The organism is Gordonia malaquae (assembly GCF_037148075.1).
Lineage (GTDB): Bacteria > Actinomycetota > Actinomycetes > Mycobacteriales > Mycobacteriaceae > Gordonia > Gordonia malaquae.
Genome location: NZ_JBBCUB010000002.1, coordinates 771,836 through 790,775 on the forward strand (window position 1 = coordinate 771,836; position 18,940 = coordinate 790,775).

General features: G+C 66.2%; 20 protein-coding genes. 5 read left to right on the forward strand and 15 right to left on the reverse strand.

Going from position 1 to position 18,940, the window contains the following annotated elements:
* Positions 1-25: 25 nt before the first annotated feature.
* The 4 genes from WFK36_RS10710 to WFK36_RS10725 form a co-directional block, all read right to left on the reverse strand.
* The gene (locus WFK36_RS10710; protein ID WP_336791612.1) at positions 26-295 is read right to left on the reverse strand and encodes an acylphosphatase; all 270 of its coding nucleotides are present in this window, start codon (positions 293-295) and stop codon (positions 26-28) included.
* Positions 296-298: 3 nt separating this feature from the next.
* Positions 299-706, reverse strand: coding sequence for an OsmC family protein (locus tag WFK36_RS10715; protein WP_008378383.1), 408 nt, complete (start codon positions 704-706; stop codon positions 299-301).
* A 366-nt stretch (positions 707-1,072) separates the two neighbouring features.
* Positions 1,073-1,675 (reverse strand): hypothetical protein, encoded by a 603-nt coding sequence (locus WFK36_RS10720; RefSeq protein WP_336791613.1) that lies wholly within the window; start codon positions 1,673-1,675, stop codon positions 1,073-1,075.
* Positions 1,676-2,389: 714 nt separating this feature from the next.
* The gene (locus WFK36_RS10725; protein WP_336791614.1) at positions 2,390-3,049 is read right to left on the reverse strand and encodes a TetR/AcrR family transcriptional regulator; all 660 of its coding nucleotides are present in this window, start codon (positions 3,047-3,049) and stop codon (positions 2,390-2,392) included.
* A gap of 60 nt (positions 3,050-3,109) precedes the next feature.
* Between WFK36_RS10725 and WFK36_RS10730 the strand changes: the two genes are divergently transcribed.
* Entirely contained in the window at positions 3,110-4,486 is a 1,377-nt protein-coding gene (locus tag WFK36_RS10730) for an MFS transporter (RefSeq protein ID WP_336791615.1), read from the forward strand.
* 51 nt (positions 4,487-4,537) lie between these two features.
* Here WFK36_RS10730 and mutM read toward each other — a convergent pair whose 3' ends face one another.
* The 6 genes from mutM to rsmD all read right to left on the reverse strand — a co-directional run bounded on the left by mutM (position 4,538) and on the right by rsmD (position 8,716).
* Positions 4,538-5,404: a bifunctional DNA-formamidopyrimidine glycosylase/DNA-(apurinic or apyrimidinic site) lyase gene (gene mutM, locus WFK36_RS10735; RefSeq protein ID WP_336791616.1), complete on the reverse strand. Its 867-nt coding sequence runs from the start codon at positions 5,402-5,404 to the stop codon at positions 4,538-4,540.
* Positions 5,405-5,407: 3 nt separating this feature from the next.
* Positions 5,408-6,136: a ribonuclease III gene (rnc, locus tag WFK36_RS10740; RefSeq protein WP_008378378.1), complete on the reverse strand. Its 729-nt coding sequence runs from the start codon at positions 6,134-6,136 to the stop codon at positions 5,408-5,410.
* Complete coding sequence (locus WFK36_RS10745; RefSeq protein ID WP_336791617.1) at positions 6,133-6,711, reverse strand: YceD family protein; 579 nt, start codon at positions 6,709-6,711, stop codon at positions 6,133-6,135. Before WFK36_RS10745 ends, rnc begins: the two co-directional genes overlap by 4 nt.
* 34 nt (positions 6,712-6,745) lie before the next feature.
* Entirely contained in the window at positions 6,746-7,540 is a 795-nt protein-coding gene (locus tag WFK36_RS10750) for a DivIVA domain-containing protein (protein WP_336791618.1), read from the reverse strand.
* Positions 7,541-7,644: 104 nt separating this feature from the next.
* Positions 7,645-8,133 (reverse strand): pantetheine-phosphate adenylyltransferase, encoded by a 489-nt coding sequence (coaD, locus tag WFK36_RS10755; RefSeq protein ID WP_336791619.1) that lies wholly within the window; start codon positions 8,131-8,133, stop codon positions 7,645-7,647.
* Between the two features lie 37 nt (positions 8,134-8,170).
* Positions 8,171-8,716, reverse strand: a complete 546-nt coding sequence (gene rsmD / locus WFK36_RS10760; RefSeq protein ID WP_336791620.1) for a 16S rRNA (guanine(966)-N(2))-methyltransferase RsmD — start codon at positions 8,714-8,716, stop codon at positions 8,171-8,173.
* Positions 8,717-8,743: 27 nt separating this feature from the next.
* On the opposite strand from rsmD, the gene WFK36_RS10765 reads away from it, so the two are divergent.
* The 4 genes from WFK36_RS10765 to WFK36_RS10780 all read left to right on the forward strand — a co-directional run bounded on the left by WFK36_RS10765 (position 8,744) and on the right by WFK36_RS10780 (position 11,980).
* Positions 8,744-9,631: a Sir2 family NAD-dependent protein deacetylase gene (locus tag WFK36_RS10765; RefSeq protein ID WP_336791621.1), complete on the forward strand. Its 888-nt coding sequence runs from the start codon at positions 8,744-8,746 to the stop codon at positions 9,629-9,631.
* A gap of 106 nt (positions 9,632-9,737) precedes the next feature.
* Positions 9,738-10,244 carry a diaminobutyrate acetyltransferase gene (gene ectA, locus WFK36_RS10770; protein WP_336791622.1) on the forward strand — a complete coding sequence of 169 codons (507 nt, stop codon included), beginning with the start codon at positions 9,738-9,740 and terminating at the stop codon, positions 10,242-10,244.
* A gap of 30 nt (positions 10,245-10,274) precedes the next feature.
* A complete protein-coding gene (ectB, locus tag WFK36_RS10775; protein WP_008378371.1) occupies positions 10,275-11,546 on the forward strand; it encodes a diaminobutyrate--2-oxoglutarate transaminase in 1,272 nt (423 codons plus the stop codon).
* Positions 11,543-11,980 carry an ectoine synthase gene (locus tag WFK36_RS10780; protein WP_336791623.1) on the forward strand — a complete coding sequence of 146 codons (438 nt, stop codon included), beginning with the start codon at positions 11,543-11,545 and terminating at the stop codon, positions 11,978-11,980. Before ectB ends, WFK36_RS10780 begins: the two co-directional genes overlap by 4 nt.
* A 107-nt stretch (positions 11,981-12,087) precedes the next feature.
* Here WFK36_RS10780 and proB read toward each other — a convergent pair whose 3' ends face one another.
* From proB to WFK36_RS10805, 5 genes are all read right to left on the reverse strand, one after another.
* Entirely contained in the window at positions 12,088-13,203 is a 1,116-nt protein-coding gene (proB, locus tag WFK36_RS10785; RefSeq protein WP_008378369.1) for a glutamate 5-kinase, read from the reverse strand.
* On the reverse strand, positions 13,196-14,689 hold the full coding sequence (gene obgE / locus WFK36_RS10790) for a GTPase ObgE (protein WP_336791624.1): 1,494 nt from the start codon (positions 14,687-14,689) through the stop codon (positions 13,196-13,198). Before obgE ends, proB begins: the two co-directional genes overlap by 8 nt.
* A 98-nt stretch (positions 14,690-14,787) precedes the next feature.
* The gene (rpmA, locus tag WFK36_RS10795; protein WP_008378367.1) at positions 14,788-15,051 is read right to left on the reverse strand and encodes a 50S ribosomal protein L27; all 264 of its coding nucleotides are present in this window, start codon (positions 15,049-15,051) and stop codon (positions 14,788-14,790) included.
* A 32-nt stretch (positions 15,052-15,083) separates the two neighbouring features.
* Positions 15,084-15,395 carry a 50S ribosomal protein L21 gene (gene rplU / locus WFK36_RS10800; RefSeq protein ID WP_008378366.1) on the reverse strand — a complete coding sequence of 104 codons (312 nt, stop codon included), beginning with the start codon at positions 15,393-15,395 and terminating at the stop codon, positions 15,084-15,086.
* A 203-nt stretch (positions 15,396-15,598) separates the two neighbouring features.
* Positions 15,599-18,772: an Rne/Rng family ribonuclease gene (locus WFK36_RS10805; protein WP_336791625.1), complete on the reverse strand. Its 3,174-nt coding sequence runs from the start codon at positions 18,770-18,772 to the stop codon at positions 15,599-15,601.
* Positions 18,773-18,940: the final 168 nt, after the last annotated feature.

Below are 18,940 nucleotides of genomic sequence, written 5' to 3' on the forward strand. Positions count from 1 at the left end.
GGCTGTCCAGTTTACCCGTGCGACCTCAGCGTTCGACGAACGAGTGCAGGTCCGAGCGCGCCGCGAGGAAGTCCTCGACCACCAGATCCACGCGTCCGGGCGTCTCGTCGGACCGCAGTGCGTTCAGCAGGGCCTCCAGCTGCGGACGTGGCCCTTCGGCCACCACGTGGACCCGACCGTCGGCGTGGTTGGACGCATAACCGACCAGACCGAGCTCCAACGCTCGCGATCGAGTCCACCAGCGGAAACCGACGCCTTGGACGTTTCCGTGCACCCACGCCGACAACCGTTCCATGTGTCAGTCCGTTTCGATCGCCAGCTCGACCTGCGCACCGGCCTTGATGGTGCGCCCCACGGTGCACACCTTGTCGACTGCGCGTTCGACGACCACGAGCAGCCGCTGAGCGGCCTCGGGATCGAGATCGGACAGGTCCACTTCGAGGGTCTCCGACAGCACCGGGTACACCTCGTTCTCGCGGTCGGCCTCGCCTGACACGCGGACGGTCGCGTCGTAGTCGTCGCCGAGGCGACGCGACAGCGGCTTGTCCGACGACATGCCGGTGCACGCCGCGAGAGCGATCTTCAACAGCTCGCCGGGCGTGAACACACCCTCGACGTCGGCGGAACCGATCAGCACCTCCGCACCGCGCGAGCTCTGGCCCGTGTACCGCCGGGTTCCGGTGCGCTGCACCCACAGATCAGTCATGTCGGGAAGACTCCTTCGTCGTTGTGTGGGTGGCAACACGAGAGGCGCGCGAATGCTTCCCTCGTCGGCTCGTCCTTGTCACCAGCGTAGTGACCGCCGCGTTCATGGCGCCGACCGACGTCGCCGAGTCCAGCCGTCGTCTAATGTTCCCCGATTCCGCGAGTTCTGTGCCCCGGGCCGACTGTATGCCACACATCGGTGAACCTAAGACGGCGCACACCCCTGGTTGCCCATCAGGCCGCTCGTCACGGCGAGAAGCCTTCACCCACCACGCGGACGCCGATCGATGCTGACGCGGATCGGAAGACAACAGTCGCCCGGGACCAGATGGAGACGGTCACGGGCGACTGTTTTTGAAGCGAGCGACTAGGAGCCGCTGCCGAGGATGCTCAGCAGGCTCAGGACGTCGCCCATCGCCATGCCGGATTCCATTGCAGCGCTGCCGAAGTCCAGTACGGAGCCGATGCTGCCGACGCCACTGGGCACGATCACCGGCAGCAAGGCGACGCCGACGTTGCCCGGCTCCAGCGACTTGATGCCGCCACAGGTGCCGAGGTAGATGTAGACGCCGTCAGCGGCATTGACCTCGCGCGACGCACTGTTCGGGCCGGGGCTGATCAGGTTGTTGCTGACGACCGGCCCGACCTTGCTGTTGGAGGTCGCAATGATCTTGAGAAGGTTGATGTAGTCCTTGTTGTTGAATGCGACGAACGCCTGCAGGGCCTCAGTGCCGTGGAGCAGGCTGGACGAGCAGGTGCTTTCGGCGAAGAGACCGCTGGAGACATTGGTGTTGGTGATCGTCAGCTTGACGTTCTTGTCGCCGGCGAATGCTCCCTGCTCAGCCTTCAGAGTCGGGGCCGCGTAGCGGGTGGCGGCGGCGGCCTCGCCGGGCGCGACGACGGCCGCGCCTGCGACCAGGGCCATCGACGCTGCGGCGACGACGGCGATACGACGGAAATTACGGAACATTCGAACCCCCAGATCGGGTGAGATGAGACCCGTCGATCATAGTGAGGAAATCCTTCGCAAACCCCCGAGACCGGTTCCTGTGGCACAGATCGTCCATTGGCTCGTCATAACAGTGACACCCAGGGGCCGCCCGCCACGATCGTGTCCAGGCGGCCGGGATGGCTACCGTCGAACGTGTAGCCAGGTAAGCAATTCCAGCAATGCGCGCAGAGTCGTCCGAGCCTCCGGCCGTTCAGCTCTGGAGGCGATCACAATGACGATGAAACACTTCGTAACCATCGGATACGGCTGCTCTTCTCGTCATTGAAAATGAGCGAATCATGGCCGTGTACCGGAGCGACAGACAACTCTCGGAGTTTGGGGAGCACGTGCGCGGTTGGCGCATGGTGCTCGGATTGACCGCACAGCAGGAGGCTGAACGCGCGACACTCTACGCAAGATCGAGACCGGCGACCCCGGAGTGAACTTTCGCAGCGTCGCCCAGGTCCTTCGCGCGATCGGCATGCTGGACCAGGTAGTCGACGCGACCGATCCGCTCAGCACCGACATCGGTTGACTGCGCGCAGCCAATCTGGCGAAGAAGCGCGCACACGGTGACCACCGTCGAAGTCCGGACCGGTCCGTGCCTTCGCCGACAGCGCCCCGACCGTTGGGAATGGCCGCCCTGTAGCCGGCAGGCAAGCCCGTCTCGGCCGCACAGGAAGTCAACTGGCATCAGTCACCGAACGAGGCGAACAGTCCAGTCATCAGCGCGTCGAGACTCTCCTCGAAATCCTCACCGGTGGACGGTTGCAGGTCCAATAAGACACTCGCGCGCAGGTTCGGCAGCGAGTCGCCGGAGACCGAACCCATGAGTTCGTCCATCCGGTCGTGCGACAGCGGCGTCCCCTCTGCGCGCTGCCGCAGATGCGAGAGCACACTGCCGAGCGTGAGGCTCCACAGCGCTCGATACGCTGCGAGCGCGGCGGCCCGATCACCGGTGATGTCGAATGCCGCACCGATCACCGCATCGGCCAGCAACAGAGCGCCGCGTCCGATCCGCTGGGGTCGGATGAGCGCTTCCGGCACCCACGGATGTGCGGTTAGCGTGGTGTAGAGGGTCGTCATCGCGAGCCGAATGCATGCATGCGGCTCATCTGGATACGTGATTGTCGCGAACGGGTCTGCGATCGCGTCGAGGGCCAGCGCGACCAGCGTCTCCTTGTCGCCCACGTGGCGGTACAGCGCCATGGTCGTCACACCCAAGTCGCCAGCCAAAGCCTTCATCGTGAGCTCGTCGACACCTGCTTCATCGAGCCGATGAAGCGCCTTTTCAACAATTTGGTCCCGCGTAATGCTCGGCGGACGACCCCGGCGGGGCGTGCTCTGACGCATGCCCGCATTCTGCCAGAGCCTCTTGCATTCACAGCACAAGTAAGTGTAGCCTAACTAATTATGTTACGTGCTACACAAACTACTGCGGTCCGGACCTCGCTTGTCCTCGCCGGCCTCTCCCAGTTCCTCGTCACCTTCGACGCCTCGGTCACCAACGTCGCGCTTCGAGCGATCCGGGACGACGTCCACTTCAGCCCACAAGGGTTGTCGTGGGTCGTCAATGCGTACGCGATCGTCTTCGGAGGGCTGCTCCTCTTGTCCGGGCGACTCTCCGACAGGTTCGGAGCCAGATCACTGCTCAGGTTCGGATTCGCCCTGTTCACCATCGCGTCACTGGCCGCGTACCTGTGCAGTGAGCCGTGGCAGGTGATCGCCGTGCGGATCCTGCAGGGCGTTGGCGCCGCAGCCGTTGCACCCGCAGCGATCACTTCGGTGGCGCTGACCTTCCGCGAACCAACTGAACGCGCCAAAGGATTTGCAGCCATCGCGATCGGCGCGTCTCTCGGCGGTGCGGTGGGTGTCGTGCTCTCGGGCGTGCTGACCGACGCGTTCGGCTGGCGCACGGTGATCGCCTGCGGTGCACTGGTGTCGGCGGCGGGGCTCGCCCTGTCATTCGCAGCACCCGGCCCGATCGCGAGTGCGGACCGCCGTACCGATTGGGCGGGCGGTGTGCTCGCCACTGCCGGGCTGACAGTGCTCACCTACGGGATCGTCGCCGCGACCGACAACGGCTGGGGCAGCGTTCGTACACTCGTCTGGTTCGCCGTGGCCGCCGTCCTGCTGGGCGCATTCGTCGCGGCCGAGCGGCGAACCGCTGTCCCGCTTGTCGACTTTCGCGTTCTCGGTCGTCGCGAGGTCCTCGTCCCGTGCTTGGTCTTCGCTTTCATCGTCGCGGGGCAATTCGGCGCCTTCTATTTCGTGTCTCTGTACCTGCAGATGGGGCTCGGCTATTCCGCCACGAAGACCGGACTTGTGTTCCTCCCCTTCTGCTTCGGCACCATCGCCGCGGTGCAGATCGCATCACGTCTCGTGCCGAGATTCGGTGCCCGCCGAGTGGTCGCCGGTGGCGCGGCGCTCGCGACTGTCGGGTTCCTCTTGTTCGCGCCTCTCCCCACTGACGGCCCGTTCATCACCGCGATCCTCATCCCGTCACTCGTGACCTCGGTCGGAATCGGAATGGTCTTCCTACCGCTCCCGAACGTCGCCACCGCTGCCGTGGCGCCCTCGGCCGCGGGCATGGTCTCCGGGCTGCTCAACACCTTCCGTCAGGTCGGCGGCGCACTCGGGCTCGCGATTCTGGTGACCGTATCCGCTGCCGTGAACACCGGTGCCGACGTCCTCCCGGGTTACCGAAGCGCACTGTTCGTGAGCGCAGGCCTGGTCGGCGCGGCGTTTGTCATCGCGCTACTTCTGCCGGCAAAGGTGCGAACCGACTGATCTCCGGCAGACCCCATGACTTGATCGTCGACGCGACGACCGTGCGTGGCGCTATCTCGCTCGTGGCGGCCGCTGGCACAGCGGGCAGAAGAACGAACTGCGGTTCATGAACTGTTCGCGGTGCATCAGCGTCTCGCAGCGCCTGCACGGAAGTCCTTCGCGGCCGTACGCGTTCAACGATCGCTCGAAGTACCCCGACTGCCCGTTGACGTTCACGTAGAGATCGTCGAACGAGGTGCCGCCGACTTTGATCGCCTCGCCCATCACGTCCGACGCCGCACCGAGCAGTCCGCCGAGTGCGGCCCTGGTGATGCCACGTGTACGTCGACGTCCGTGAAGCTGCGCGCGCCACAACGATTCATCTGCATAGATGTTGCCGATCCCGGAGACGACGGTCTGGTCCAGGATCGCGCGTTTGATCTCCGTGTCGCGCTTGCGGAGCACAGACACCACGCGGTCGGGATCGTAGGCGGGCTCGAACGGGTCCGGCGCGATGTGTGCCACCGACTCCGGGAGCGCCCGCTCCCCGACCGTCACCAGCTCGTCGACGTGCCAGCCGCCGAAGGTGCGCTGGTCGACGAACCTCAATTGTCGACCGTCGTCGAGCTGGACGCGAATACGCAGGTGCACGGGATCGGGAGCATCGGCTTCGCTGATCAGCAGTTGACCGCTCATGCCGAGATGGACGACGACCGCCACTTCGTCGGTGGCGTCGGCTCCGGTGATCCACAGGTACTTGCCTCGCCGATCGACCGACTCGAAACGCTTGCCGCGCAACCGATTCTCCAGATCGGACGGTCCACCGACGTGACGACGTGCAGCGCGCGGATGAGCCACCTCGACCGACGTCGCAGTCCGACCCGCGAGGTACGGAGCGAGGCCGGACCGAATCGTCTCGACCTCGGGAAGTTCAGGCACCCGTCAGTTCCCGGACGTCGACTGTCCGACAGTCGGATCGCCGTCAAGTTCGCGCCACGCGATCGCAGCGGCGTTCTGCTCGGCTTCCTTCTTGGTCCGTCCGACGCCTTCGCCGAGCGAACGACCGGCGACCACGGCCGTGGCGGTGAACTCCTTGTCGTGATCGGGTCCCGTCGACGTCACCTGATAATGCGGCTGCCCGGTCCCACGTTCGGCGGACAGCTCCTGCAGGGACGTCTTCCAGTCGAGACCGGCGCCGAGCTCTCCGGCGCGAGCGATGATCGGCTCGAACAGTCCCATGACCACACGCTTGGCGACCTCGATGCCGTGATCGAGGAAGATGGCGCCGAACAACGACTCGAGACCGTCCGCGAGGATGCTCGCCTTGTCCCGTCCGCCTGTCAGCTCCTCACCCCGACCGAGGTGGATGTGCGCTCCGAGCCCGCCGTCGCCCAGACCACGGGCGATGTCTGCGAGTGCGTTCATGTTCACCACACTCGCGCGGATCTTCGCCAGCTCGCCTTCGGGACGATCGGGGAAACCTACGTAGAGCCGTTCGGTGACGACAACGCCGAGCACTGCGTCGCCGAGGAACTCGAGACGCTCGTTTGTCGGCAGCCCACCGTTCTCGTACGCGTACGAGCGGTGCGTCAACGCCAACGTGAGGATCTCGTCACTGATCGTGACCCCGAGAGCCTCGAGGAGCTCAGTCTGGTCGGTACGACGACTCACTCGGCGCCCCTCGACTGCGCTCGTGGATCGGACAGACCCGCGTGCGGATCAGATGAGAACTGCGCCAGCTTCGCCCAACGAGGATCGATGACGTCGTGTCCGTGGTCGGGCTCGGCGTCGGCGAGCTTCACACCGCACACCTGGCACAGGCCGGGACAGTCGGGCGTGCAGACCGGCGTCAAGGGAAGCTCCGTGCCGATGGCGTCGATGATCGTCTGCTCGAGGTTGATCTCCTCGTCGACGATCCGCTCGACGTCCTCATCGTCGGACGTCTTATCGGTCTCACTGTCCGGGTAGGCGAACAGCTCGGTCAGGTACACCGACACCGAATCCTCGATCGGATCGAGGCATCGACCGCACTGCCCGTCGAGCGGACCGTCGACAGTGCCGCTGACCAGCACACCCTCGGTGACCGACTCCAACCGCAGATCGAGGTGAACGTCCGCACCGGCGGGGATCCCGACCATCTGTGCACCGATTCGGTCGGGCGCCGCAACCGTGCGGTCGACCTCGACCATCGATCCTGCGCGACGGGGGACGCTCCGAACGTCGATTACGAAGGGATTCACACTCACGCAGTGATTTTAGCGCTTGTGTCGAATCGGATCGTCAGCCCGCCATCTCGTGCTCGTCGTAGTCCTCGCGATGCGAGTCCTCGACGCTGCGCGGGTACTCGACGTAGTCGTGCATGCCCGCTCCGGTGCGAAGCTGCTGACGACCGCGGTTCACCGACCGCAGCGTGTTCGTCAACAGGTCCTCGAACCCGGCGAGCTTGTCGTCGACGTAGATGTCACAGTCGCCCCGAAGGCGGTCGGACTCTGCGTGCGCTGCATCGACGATCCGCTCGGCCTCGCTCTTGGCTGCGGCGACGACCTCTGAATCCGACACCAACCGCTGCTGCTCGGCGATGCCGTCCGCCACCGACTTGTGGTAACTGGCGTCGCCCGCCTCAACCACCCGTGCGGCTTCAGCGCGTGCGCGACCGGTGACCGCCTCGAACTCGCGGTTGGCGCTCGCCTCGAGGCGCTGAGCCTCCTCGTCTGCGGAGTCGATGGTCTGCTGGGCGTGCACCCCCGCCTCACCGACGAGTCGATCAGCCCTGGCCTGCGCCTCGGCGACGATTCGCTCGGCTTCTGCCTTCGCGTGAGCGAGCATCGCTTCCGAGTCGGTCTCGGCGCCGGTGATCAGCTTGTCCGACGTGTCACGTGCGTTGCCGACGATGGTGTCGCGCTCGTCGAGCACGTCCTGGGCGTCGTCGAGCTCCCCGGGGAGCGCGTCGCGCAGGTCGTCGAGCAGTTCCAGGACGTCACCGCGGGGCACGAGGCAGCCGGCGGTCATCGGGACGGTGCGCGCCTCTTCGACGAGTGCGACGAGTTCGTCCAGCGCTTCGAATACGCGGTACACGGTTACTCCGATCCGGCACAAGGCCTTGATGTTCTTGTGGCCATTGTGCCGAATGTTGCGACTGTGATTCAGGAGGTGAGGTCGGCGTGTCGTGTCGTGGCTCGTCAGATGGAGCGGGCACCGGCGAGTTTGTCGGCGAGCGCACGGTGGATGTGTGGAGCGAGGTAGGGCGTGACGTCGCCGCCGAGCTTGGCGACCTCCTTCACCAGCGAGCTGGAGACGTGCGCAAAACGGGGATCGGTGAGCATGAAGAGGGTCTCGGCATCGGCGAGTTCACGATTCATCTGCGCCATGGGCGTCTCGTATGCGAAGTCGGTCTCCGACCGCAGGCCCTTGACGATGGTCGGAAGATCGTCGTCGCGCACGAGATCCACCAACAACCCCGACCAGCTGCGGACTTCGACGTTCGGCAGATCGGCGCAGTCCTCACGGATCAGCTCGATCCGCTCGTCGATCGAGAACATCCCCTGCTTGTTGGGATTGACCACAACGGCGACGACCACTCGATCGAAACGGGCGGCGGTGCGCTCGACGACGAATCGGTGACCGAGAGTGAAGGGATCGTACGAACCGGGGCAGACAGCGGCGCTCATGCCGCCGAATCTACCGGGCGCAGGGTCGCCGACGGCATCATCGTGCCGCGAGATGCACCACCGAGTCGCCGTACTTCTTCGTCGAGACCTCGTCGAGCCCGTCCGGCCAGGTGATCGGATCCGTGCGAGCCCCGCGCTCCACCAGAACCCATGCGTCGTCGGCCAACGCCGGAAGCAACAAAGCCAAGACCGCGTCGACGTCGGCCGTCGTCACGTCGTACGGGGGATCGAGGAAGACGAGATCAAACGGCCCGGCGGCAGCCGAGAGGAATGATTCAACGGTTCGGTCGACGACCCGCGCCCGCCCACCGGCACGGCACGTGGCGATGTTGTCGCGAACGATCTTCGCCGCGCGACGGTCGGCCTCCACCAGCACCGCAGACGCCGCTCCCCGCGAGACCGCCTCGAGCCCGAGCGCACCGGTGCCTGCGTAGAGGTCGGCCACTCGCAGCCCGTCGAGGTCGAGACGCGCGCCGAGCATGGAGAACACGGCCTCGCGCACCCTGTCGGACGTGGGCCTGGTGGTGTCGGCGGGAACACTGAGTCGGCGGCCGCGGAACTCTCCGGCGATGATCCTGGTCATATCGGTTAACCATCGTATCGTCGTGGCATGCGTACGCGCGTCAACGCCTGGTCGCCGGCCCCGCCGACCACAGCAGACCCAGATCCTCATGCCGCGGCAGTTCATGCCGCTCAGATCCTCGATGGACGCCGCACTGTTGTCCTCACCGGCGCCGGGATCTCCACCCCGTCCGGAATCCCCGACTATCGAAGCCCCGGGTCGCCGGTCCGGAATCCGATGACGATCGGCCAGTTCCTCTCCTCCCCCGACTTCCGCAGGCACTACTGGGCGCGCAACCATCTCGGCTGGCGCCACATGGACGCCGCACGGCCGAACTCTGCCCATCATGCGATCGCCCGGATGCAGCGTGACGGATCCATGACGGGAGTGATCACCCAGAACGTCGACATGCTGCACCTCAAAGCCGGGAGCGTTCCGACTCTCGACCTTCACGGCTCGTACGGCCGAGTGATCTGCTTGGACTGCGGGAACCTGCTGTCGAGATACACGCTGGCAGACAGGCTCGACGCCGTGAATCCCGACTTCGCCGACAGGGTCCGCAGTCGTGGCGCGATCGAAGTGGCGCCCGATGCGGACGCCGTCCTGCACGACACCGCCGACTTCGTGATGGTCGACTGCGAGAACTGTGGCGGCGTCCTCAAGCCCGACATCGTCTACTTCGGAGAGACAGTCCCCCGGCCGGTCACCGATCGCGCATTCGCGATGGTCGACGCCGCCGAGGCGATGCTGGTGGCCGGGTCGTCGCTCACCGTCATGTCCGGGCTCCGGTTTGTACGCCACGCCGCGCAATCCGGGATTCCGGTGGTGATCGTGAACCGCGGAGGCACCCGTGGGGACCGTTTTGCGACACTCAAGATCGATCACCGATGCGAGGTGATTCTGCCGTCGCTGACGGCCGCCACGACGTTACTGTGATTTATCCCACAGCAAAGCTGTGAACTGCACAAAGGCCCGACATATCGGCGTCGCGTGGCCTGATCGGGTGACATCGCCAAGGCCCCTCGTTAGCCTCGGTCACGTCATGAACCCGGAACTCAGCGCGATCCAAATCAATGAGCGCAGCGGTGTCGCCTACCGGCGGCCCCGGGCCACCGACGGCCTGCGGATGTGGCAGATAGCCCGCGACTCGCAGGTCCTCGACGTGAACTCGAGCTACGCCTATGTCTTGTGGGCCGTCGACTTCGCCGACACGTCGATCATCGCCGAAGTCGACGGAAGGCCCGTCGGCTTCATCACCGGATATCGCAGGCCAGACGCCTCCGATGTCCTCATGGTGTGGCAGGTGGCGGTAGACGCCGATCAACGCGGCAAGCAGATCGCGGGCACGATGCTCCGCGAACTGTTCAGCCGATCAGGGGTCTCCGCGATCCACACCACGATCAGCCCCGACAACGACGCTTCTCAGCGCTTGTTCTCCGGGGTCGCCCGATCGCTGGGCTTGCAGTTCACACGCGAGCCCTTTCTCGAGGCCGAACTCTTCGGCGACTCGCACGAGCCGGAAGACCTGTACCGGCTCTCGCCGGCATGACGCCGACAAATCCGTAAGGAACCTAAACAAATGACGACGATGCACACAGCACGCGGCGACGACACTTTCACCAAGCACGAATCTCAAGTCCGCTCTTACTGCCGTGATTGGCCTGCCCTCTTCGACACCGCCGTCGGCTCTCGACTCGTAGACGTCGACGGACGCAGCTACCTCGACTTCTTCGCAGGCGCAGGCGCCCTGAACTACGGGCACAACAACCCGCTCCTCAAGTCCGCGCTGCTCGACTACATCGAGCGCGACGGCATCACACACGCACTCGACATGAACACGCGCGCCAAGGGTGCGTTCCTCTCGACGTTCGCGGAGAAGATCCTCAAGCCCCGCGGACTGGACTACGTGGTCCAGTTCCCCGGCCCGACCGGCACCAACGCCGTCGAGTCGGCGCTCAAGCTCGCCCGCAAGGTGACCGGGCGCGAAGCGATCGTCAACTTCACCAACGCCTTCCACGGCATGACGCTCGGCTCGCTGTCGGTCACGGGCAACGCGATGAAGCGCGCAGGCGCGGGCATCCCGCTCGTTCATTCCACCCCGATGCCGTTCGACAACTACATGGGTGGCGCCACTGAAGACTTCGCATGGTTCGAGCGAGTCCTCAACGACGAGGGCAGCGGACTGAACAAGCCTGCCGCCGTCATCGTCGAGACCGTCCAGGGCGAGGGCGGCGTGAACGTCGCACGCGCCGAGTGGCTGCGCGGCCTCGCCGACCTCTGCAAGCGCCAGGACATGCTCCTCATCGTCGACGACGTCCAGATGGGTTGTGGTCGTACCGGTGAGTTCTTCTCCTTCGAGGAAGCCGGCATCGTCCCCGACATCGTCACGCTGTCGAAGTCGATCGGCGGCTACGGACTGCCGATGGCGCTCACCCTGATCCGCCCCGAGCTCGACGTGTGGGAGCCCGGTGAGCACAACGGAACGTTCCGCGGCAACAACCCGGCGTTCGTCACGGCGAAGGCTGCGATCGATCACTACTGGTCAGACGACAAGCTGACGATCGCCACCAAAGCGAAGGGCATCGCGATCTCCGAGCATTTCGACGATCTGTGCGAGCGCTTCGACGGCCTCAGCCACCGTGGACGCGGCATGGTCCAAGGTCTCGTGTTCGCCGACGCACCGAAGGCAGATGAGGTGTGCGCCAAGGCATTCGAACGCGGACTGCTCGCCGAGACGTCCGGCCCGTCCAGTGAAGTCGTCAAGCTGCTTCCGGCGTTGACGATCACCGACGCCGAACTGAGCGAAGGTCTCACCATTCTGTCCGCAGCAGTCGAGGAGGTACTCGGATGATCGTCCGCACCACCGCTGAAATCACCGGCACCGACCGCGAAGTCGCCGACCCGAAGGGCAACTGGGTCTCCAAGCGCATCGTCCTCGGCGGCGACATGGTGGGGTTCTCGTTCCACGAGACGACCATCAAGGCCGGTTCGATCAACGAGTTCCACTACGCGAACCACGTCGAGGCCGTCTGGCTCATCGAGGGGTCGGGCACACTTCTCGATCGGGAGACCGGCAAGACGTACCCGCTCGGCCCCGGCAGCATGTACCTGCTTAACGGCAACGAGCGGCACACCGTGTCCGTTGACGAGCAGATGCGGATGCTGTGCGTGTTCAACCCGCCCGTCGTGGGCACCGAGGTCCACGACGAGAACGGCGTCTACCCGCTCGTCGAGGTGCCGGCGCCCGCGCCCGAAGGTGAGCTCGCGGGTCGTCACCGCGCTTAGGCGACGACGCTTCGACTCGCTTCGCTCGCTCAACGAACAGTAGCACGCTTTTGCTAGGTCAGCGAGCAGTAGTTTCTGCTCCTTGAGCGAGCCTGCGAGTCGAAAGGTCAAGCAGGAACTAGATCGTCCGCGTGGATGATCGGACGTTGAAGGTCACCGGGCAACTCGTCCGTCGACCGTCCGATCATCCGCGCGACGTCGTCTGCGTCGTACGCCACCACTCCCCGACCTCGAACGGCGCCCGTGAGGTCGACGAGGTCGACGACGTCGCCGCTGGAGAAGTTCCCGTGCGCCTCGGTGACCCCGGCGGCCAGCAGTGACCGTCGCCGCAGGCACACAGCCTGGACGGCGCCGTCGTCGAGCACGAGCCGGCCATGCGACTCCGCCGCGTGACGCACCCAGAAGCGTCGCGCGGAAAGTCGTTCGGGCCGTGCGGCGAACACTGTTCCGACAGACGCGTCGCGAAGAGCGCCCGCCGCGTCGGCGGCGGATGCGAGGAGAACCGGTACACCCGAGTCCGAGGCCAGACGTGCGGCCGCCAACTTCGAGGCCATGCCGCCGGTGCCGAGGGCGCCACCCGACCCGGCGATCACCCCGTCGAGGTCGTCGGGACCGTCCACCTGCTCGATGAGACGCGCGGGCAGCCCGTCAGGCCCTGGTTTGCGGGGGTCCCCCGTGTACAGGCCGTCGACATCCGACAGCAGCACAAGCGCGTCGGCGGACACCAGGTGTGCCACGAGCGCGGCCAGACGGTCGTTGTCACCGAAGCGGATCTCGTTCGTCGCGACGGTGTCGTTCTCATTGACCACCGCCACCGCATGCAGTGACCGCAGGCGATCGAGCGTCCGCTGGGCGTTCGCATGGTGCGCACGGTTGGAGATGTCGTCCGCGGTGAGCAGCACCTGCCCCACCACGCGCTCGTATCGCGCGAACGACGTCCCCCAGGCATGCGCCAACGCGAGTTGGCCGACACTGGCAGCTGCCTGTTTGGTCGCGAGATCAGTCGGTCGTTTACGCAGACCGAGCGGAGCGATGCCCGCCCCGATCGCTCCGGACGAGACGACGATCACGTCGGACCCCGCTCGCATCCGTGCTTCCAGAGCGTCGACGAGGACGTCCAGACGACCGCGGTCGAGACCACTCTCCAGATCGGTCAGGGCCGACGACCCGATCTTGACGACGATGCTCCGGGCCGCGGCGATCCCGGCCCGAACGTCACTCATCGTCGAGGTCGTCCGAATCCCAGCCGAGAGCCTGCTCGCTGTCTGCGTCGGAGTGCTCACGGCGAGCCTTCCTGGCGACCTTGCGCTCAGCGGCGCCGACACGGTCGTTCCGCTCGAGACGGATGTCGGTGCCACGACCGGTGATCGGGACAGCGTCTCCGGTCGGCGTGGTCGGCTCCCAGTCGAAGGTCATACCGGCGATCGTGACCGCCGCTCCCGGCTTGGCGCCGCGCTTGACCAGCGCCGCCTCCACACCGAGGCGATTGAGCCGGTCCGCGAGGTAGCCGACGGCCTCGTCGTTCTCGAACTGGGTCTGGATGATCCACCGCTCCGGGCGAGCGCCGCGGACGATGAAGCCGCCTTCGATCGACGGATCCGCCTCGATGGTGAACTCGCCCTGGTCGACAGCCTTGGGCCGAATGATCGCGCGGCGCGCAACGGGCTTGGCGTTCTTTGCCCGGTAGTCCGAGACCATCTCCGCCAGCGCGAACGTCAGCTCCGACAGCCCCTGGTGCGCCACAGCCGAGATCCGATAGACGGGCCAGCCGCGCTCGGCGATGTCGGCTTCGACGAGGTCCGCGAGCTCCGCCGCCTCGGGGATGTCGACCTTGTTCAGGACGACGATGCGCGGACGGCTCGCGAGGTCGCCGAGCGAATGGTCGGCGTCCAGGGCGGGTCGGTACGCGGCGAGTTCGGCTTCGAGCGCGTTGATGTCCGACAGCGGGTCGCGCCCCGGGTCGAGGGTCGCGCAGTCGACGACGTGCGCCAAGACGGCGCAGCGCTCGAGGTGCCGGAGGAACTCCAGACCGAGACCGCGTCCCTCCGACGCTCCGGGGATCAGACCCGGGACGTCGGCGACGGTGAACACGTCGGCACCCGCCGTGACGACTCCGAGGTTCGGGGTGAGCGTGGTGAACGGGTAGTCGGCGATCTTCGGCTTCGCTGCGGACAGCACCGAGACCAGCGACGACTTGCCGGCCGACGGGAAGCCGACGAGGCCGACGTCGGCCACCGACTTCAGTTCGAGGATCAGCTCGCGTTCCTCGCCGGGCTCGCCCAGCAGAGCAAAACCAGGAGCCTTGCGAGCCTTCGACGCCAGAGCCGCGTTGCCCAGTCCGCCGCGGCCACCCTGTGCGGCGATGAACTCGGTGCCCTCCCCGACCATGTCCGCGAGGATGTTGCCCTTGTCATCGAGTACGACGGTGCCGTCGGGGACCGGCAGCACGAGTTCGTCGCCGTTGGCGCCGCTGCGGTTGTCACCGTGACCGGGTCGGCCGTTGGTGCCGCGTGCGTGCGGTCGGAAGTGGAAGTCGAGGAGCGTGTGCACCTGAGGGTCGACGACGAGGCGGACGTCGCCGCCGTTGCCACCGTTACCGCCGTCGGGACCACCGAGCGGCTTGAACTTCTCGCGGTGCACAGACGAACATCCGTGTCCGCCGTTGCCTGCTACCACGTCGATCTTGACGCGGTCGACGAAACGCGACACGTTCGTCTCCTTCCTCACCGAATGACACAAGGCGGGTCAGGGTTCTGAAGTGACCCCGACCCGCCCTGCGTAGAGCTTTGTTACCAGAACACCTGGTGTCAGACCGAGGCCGACTCCGGGACGATGTTCACGGTCTTGCGGCCGCGCTTGGTACCGAACTGCACAGCGCCCGCCTCGAGAGCGAACAGCGTGTCGTCGCCACCGCGACCCACGTTGACGCCCGGGTGGAACTTGGTGCCGCGCTGGCGGATCAGGATCTCGCCTGCGCTGACCTGCTGGCCGCCGAAGCGCTTCACACCGAGTCGCTGGGCATTCGAATCGCGACCGTTGCGCGAGCTGGATGCACCCTTCTTATGTGCCATGGTTCATTCCTCCTGAAAGAAAAGTGCGTTGCTTACTTGATACCGGTGACCTTGAGGACCGTCAGGTTCTGACGGTGACCCTGGCGCTTGTGGTAGCCGGTCTTGTTCTTGAACTTGTGGATGCGGATCTTCGGACCCTTGACGTGCTCGAGGATCTCGGCTGCGACCGACACCTTGGCGAGCTTGTCCGCATCGGTGGTGAGGTTCGCACCATCGACGACCAGCGCCACCGGCAGATCAACGCTGCTGCCCTGAGCGGCGTCGATCTTCTCAACCTTCACAATGTCGCCTTCGGCGACCTTGTACTGCTTACCGCCGGTCTTGACGATCGCGTACGTAGCCATTCCCGCTGTCCTCTAACTTGTCTCATCGGGCCGAAGTCGCAGGCCATTCCTGCGCTCCAGCGAATCTGTGGTGCTGCACGCTCCGGGGATCCGTCCTCGGAGCATTTCCTCTCCAGCGCGCGCGTCAGCGCGCGTCTGGGGGATGCGACCTGTTAAGGTTACGGTAGCGCTCCCTATCAGGTCAAACTCATCCCGTCGGCGTGTCAGTCGCCGCTCGGCGGAGGCCCCGCCGCACGTCGACCGGTACGCCTGCGCGGGGTCCGGGTGACCGACACGACAGGCTCGGAGGCCTGCGGCGCGACGGTGGTGACCGGCGGTTCCTCGCTGCTCACGGTGATCGCCTCCGGGGCGACCGCGGTGGGCGCCGACGGACGGCGGACCGCACGGCGACGACGCCTGACGACGCCGACGGCCGGAGCCGTGTCGGCGACAGGGGCTTCATCGACGACGGGCGCAGCTTCCGGAGTCGCCTCGACAGCCGTCTCGGCCGCCACAACCTCGACAGCGGCCTCTGCCTTCTCTTCGACCGCAGCCGGAGCGACGTCCACCGGCTGATCGACGACGGCGTGGTCGTCGCCGTGATCGTGAGCGTGCTCGTCGTCGTGGTGAGCCATGGTCCGGAACAACGGATGCTCCGCAGCCGGCTTGTGCGGCGCCTTGGGCTGCTGCGTCGGCGCGGCCGATTCCGGCTTCGTCTCCGGAGCGGCGTCGGCGCGGCCCTTCTTACGACGCGACCGTCGGCTGCTCGAATCGCCGCGCGACGCGTCGTCGGACGACGCCGGACGCACCTCGACCGGGTTGGCGTGAACGATCACTCCTCGACCGGCACACGCGGTGCAGGTGGTGGAGAACGCCTCGAGCAAACCGGTTCCGAGACGCTTGCGGGTCATCTGCACCAGCCCCAGGGACGTCACTTCCGACACCTGGTGACGCGTGCGGTCACGAGCCAGCGCCTCGGTGAGACGCCGCAGCACGAGATCGCGGTTCGACTCGAGGACCATGTCGATGAAGTCGACGATGATCATCCCGCCGATGTCGCGCAGACGCATCTGCCGGACGATCTCCTCGGCCGCCTCCAGGTTGTTCCTGGTGACGGTCTCCTCGAGGTTGCCGCCCGAACCGGTGAACTTGCCGGTGTTGACGTCGACGACGGTCATCGCCTCGGTGTGCTCGATGATCAGCGTGCCGCCCGAGGGCAACCACACCTTGCGGTCGAGCGCCTTCGCGAGTTGTTCGTCGATGCGGTGCACCGCGAACGAGTCCGGTGCGTCGGCATGCGCCTTGGTGAACTCCTCGACGCGCTCGGACAAGTCGGCGGCGACGTCGTTGACGTACCCGGACACCAGGTTCCATGCCTTGTCGCCTTCGACGACGAGCTTGCTGAAGTCTTCATTGAAGAGGTCGCGGACCACGCGGACCAGCAGGTCGGGCTCCTCGTAGAGCGCACGAGGAGTGCCGGACGCCTTCTCCGAGTGCTCAGCGGCGGCTGCTTCGATGCCCTTCCACTGCGATTCCAGCCGCGCGACGTCGGCCGCGAGCTCCTCGGCGCTGACGCCTTCGGACGCGGTGCGAATGATAACGCCCGCCTCGTCGGGAACGAGCTTGGAGAGGATCTGCTTGAGACGCTTGCGCTCAGTGTCGGGCAGCTTGCGGCTGATACCGGTCGAGGTCCCGCCCGGCACGTACACCAGGTAGCGACCCGCCAGCGAGATCTGCGTCGTCAGGCGAGCGCCCTTGTGTCCGATCGGATCCTTGCTGACCTGGACCAGGACGTAGTCGCCGGGCTTGAGAGCCTGCTCGATCTTGCGCGACCGGCCGTCGAGGCCCGCCGCTTCCCAGTTGACTTCACCCGCGTACAGGACACCGTTGCGGCCACGACCGATGTCGACGAATGCTGCCTCCATCCCGGGCAGCACGTTCTGAACGCGGCCGAGGTAGATGTTGCCGACCATCGACTGCGACGTCTCGGTGGTGACGAAGTGCTCGACCAGAACGCCGTCTTCGAGCACTGCGACCTGCGTGTAGTCCTCGGTGGTGGCGTTGGCGCCGCGCTCGCGGATCACCATGACCCGCTCCACCGACTCACGGCGAGCGAGGAACTCCGACTCGGTCAGGATCGGCGGACGACGACGTCCCGCATCCCGTCCGTCACGCCGACGCTGGCGCTTGGCCTCCAGTCGAGTGGACCCGGAGATGCCCTGGACTTCGTCGCGGACCCGCTTGGTGCGCGGCTCACGCTCGTGGACGACGGTGTTCGGCGGGTCGTCGGACGACGTCGCCTCCTCACCCTCACCGGCACCGCGACGGCGGCGGCGACGACGACGACGCTTGCTGGTGGGCGTCGTGTCATCGGTGGCGTCGTCGTCGGAGTCGGCCTCGGAGGTCTCCGTGTCGTCGGACGTGTCCGCGGACTCCGACTCCGTGTCTGCGGGAGCGTCAGGTGCGGCCTGCTCCTCGTCGTCGCCTGCACCGTCTGTGTCGGCGGCCTCCGCGTTGTCGTTCTGCTCGTCGACGGGCTGATCGCCGCGTCCACGGCCACGTCCGCGGCGACCACGACGACGGCGGCGCGACCGCGACTCGCCGTCGGCATCGATCTCCTGGGCGGTGTCGGCATTCGTCGTGTCGTCGGCGGCGGACTCGTCGGCGTCCTGCGCGTCGCCGGTCGAAGTATCGGCGACCGCCGGAGCGTCGCCCTTCTCCTCCGCCGGCCCGTCGATCGGCGGCTGTTCCGCGATCTCGGCGACCGGCGCATCAGCGGTGTCGTCGGAGTCTGCGGCCTTGGCCTTCTTGCCGGACTTCTTGGCGCTCTTCTTCTTCGCAGGCGCGGCGTCGTCGGCCTTCTTCGCAGCCTTGCGGGTCGACTTCTTCTCGTCGGACTTCTTGTCGTCAGACTTCTCATCGGCCGTCGGATCGTCAGCGTGACGGTCGTCGGCGACGGACTCTGCGTCGGCTTTCTTGGTCTTACGGGCAGCGGCCTTGCGTGCAGGCGACTTCTTGGCAGGCTTGTCGCCCGCAGGTGTGTCTGCCGACAAGAACAACGGAGCTCCGGCGTCGCCGGCGGCGGCGGGCGCGGTCGGCTCGACGACCTCGACTGCAGAGAACAGTGAGGCTGACGGCTCTGCCGCGGGAGCTGCGGAATCGCTGGAGGCGTCGGGCGCGGTGGCGCCCAGACGCTGTGCGACGGCGTACGCGTCATCGCGTGAGATGGACGACTGCGCGGTGCGCGCCGTCACCCCCAACTCACCCAAGTGCGCGAGCACGTCCCGGCTGGTGGATTCCAGCATCCGGGCGAGTGCGTGCACGCGGAGTCGAAGGGGAAAATGTTCCGCCGTGAAATCCGCCTTGTCGGCGTTCACCGGCGACCCGTTGTCGGTCACGTGGTCTCCTCGAGACCCCCGGGCGCGTCGGGCGTGTGGACTTCTCACGACGCGGCCACGCGAGGGCCTTCCCAATGTGTGCCGGTCGATGCGACCGGGTGTTGTGTGGTCTTCGCGTCGTTCTCGACGCCTTGCTGTGGCGGTGCATCCGCCGAGCCCTCGGCGTCA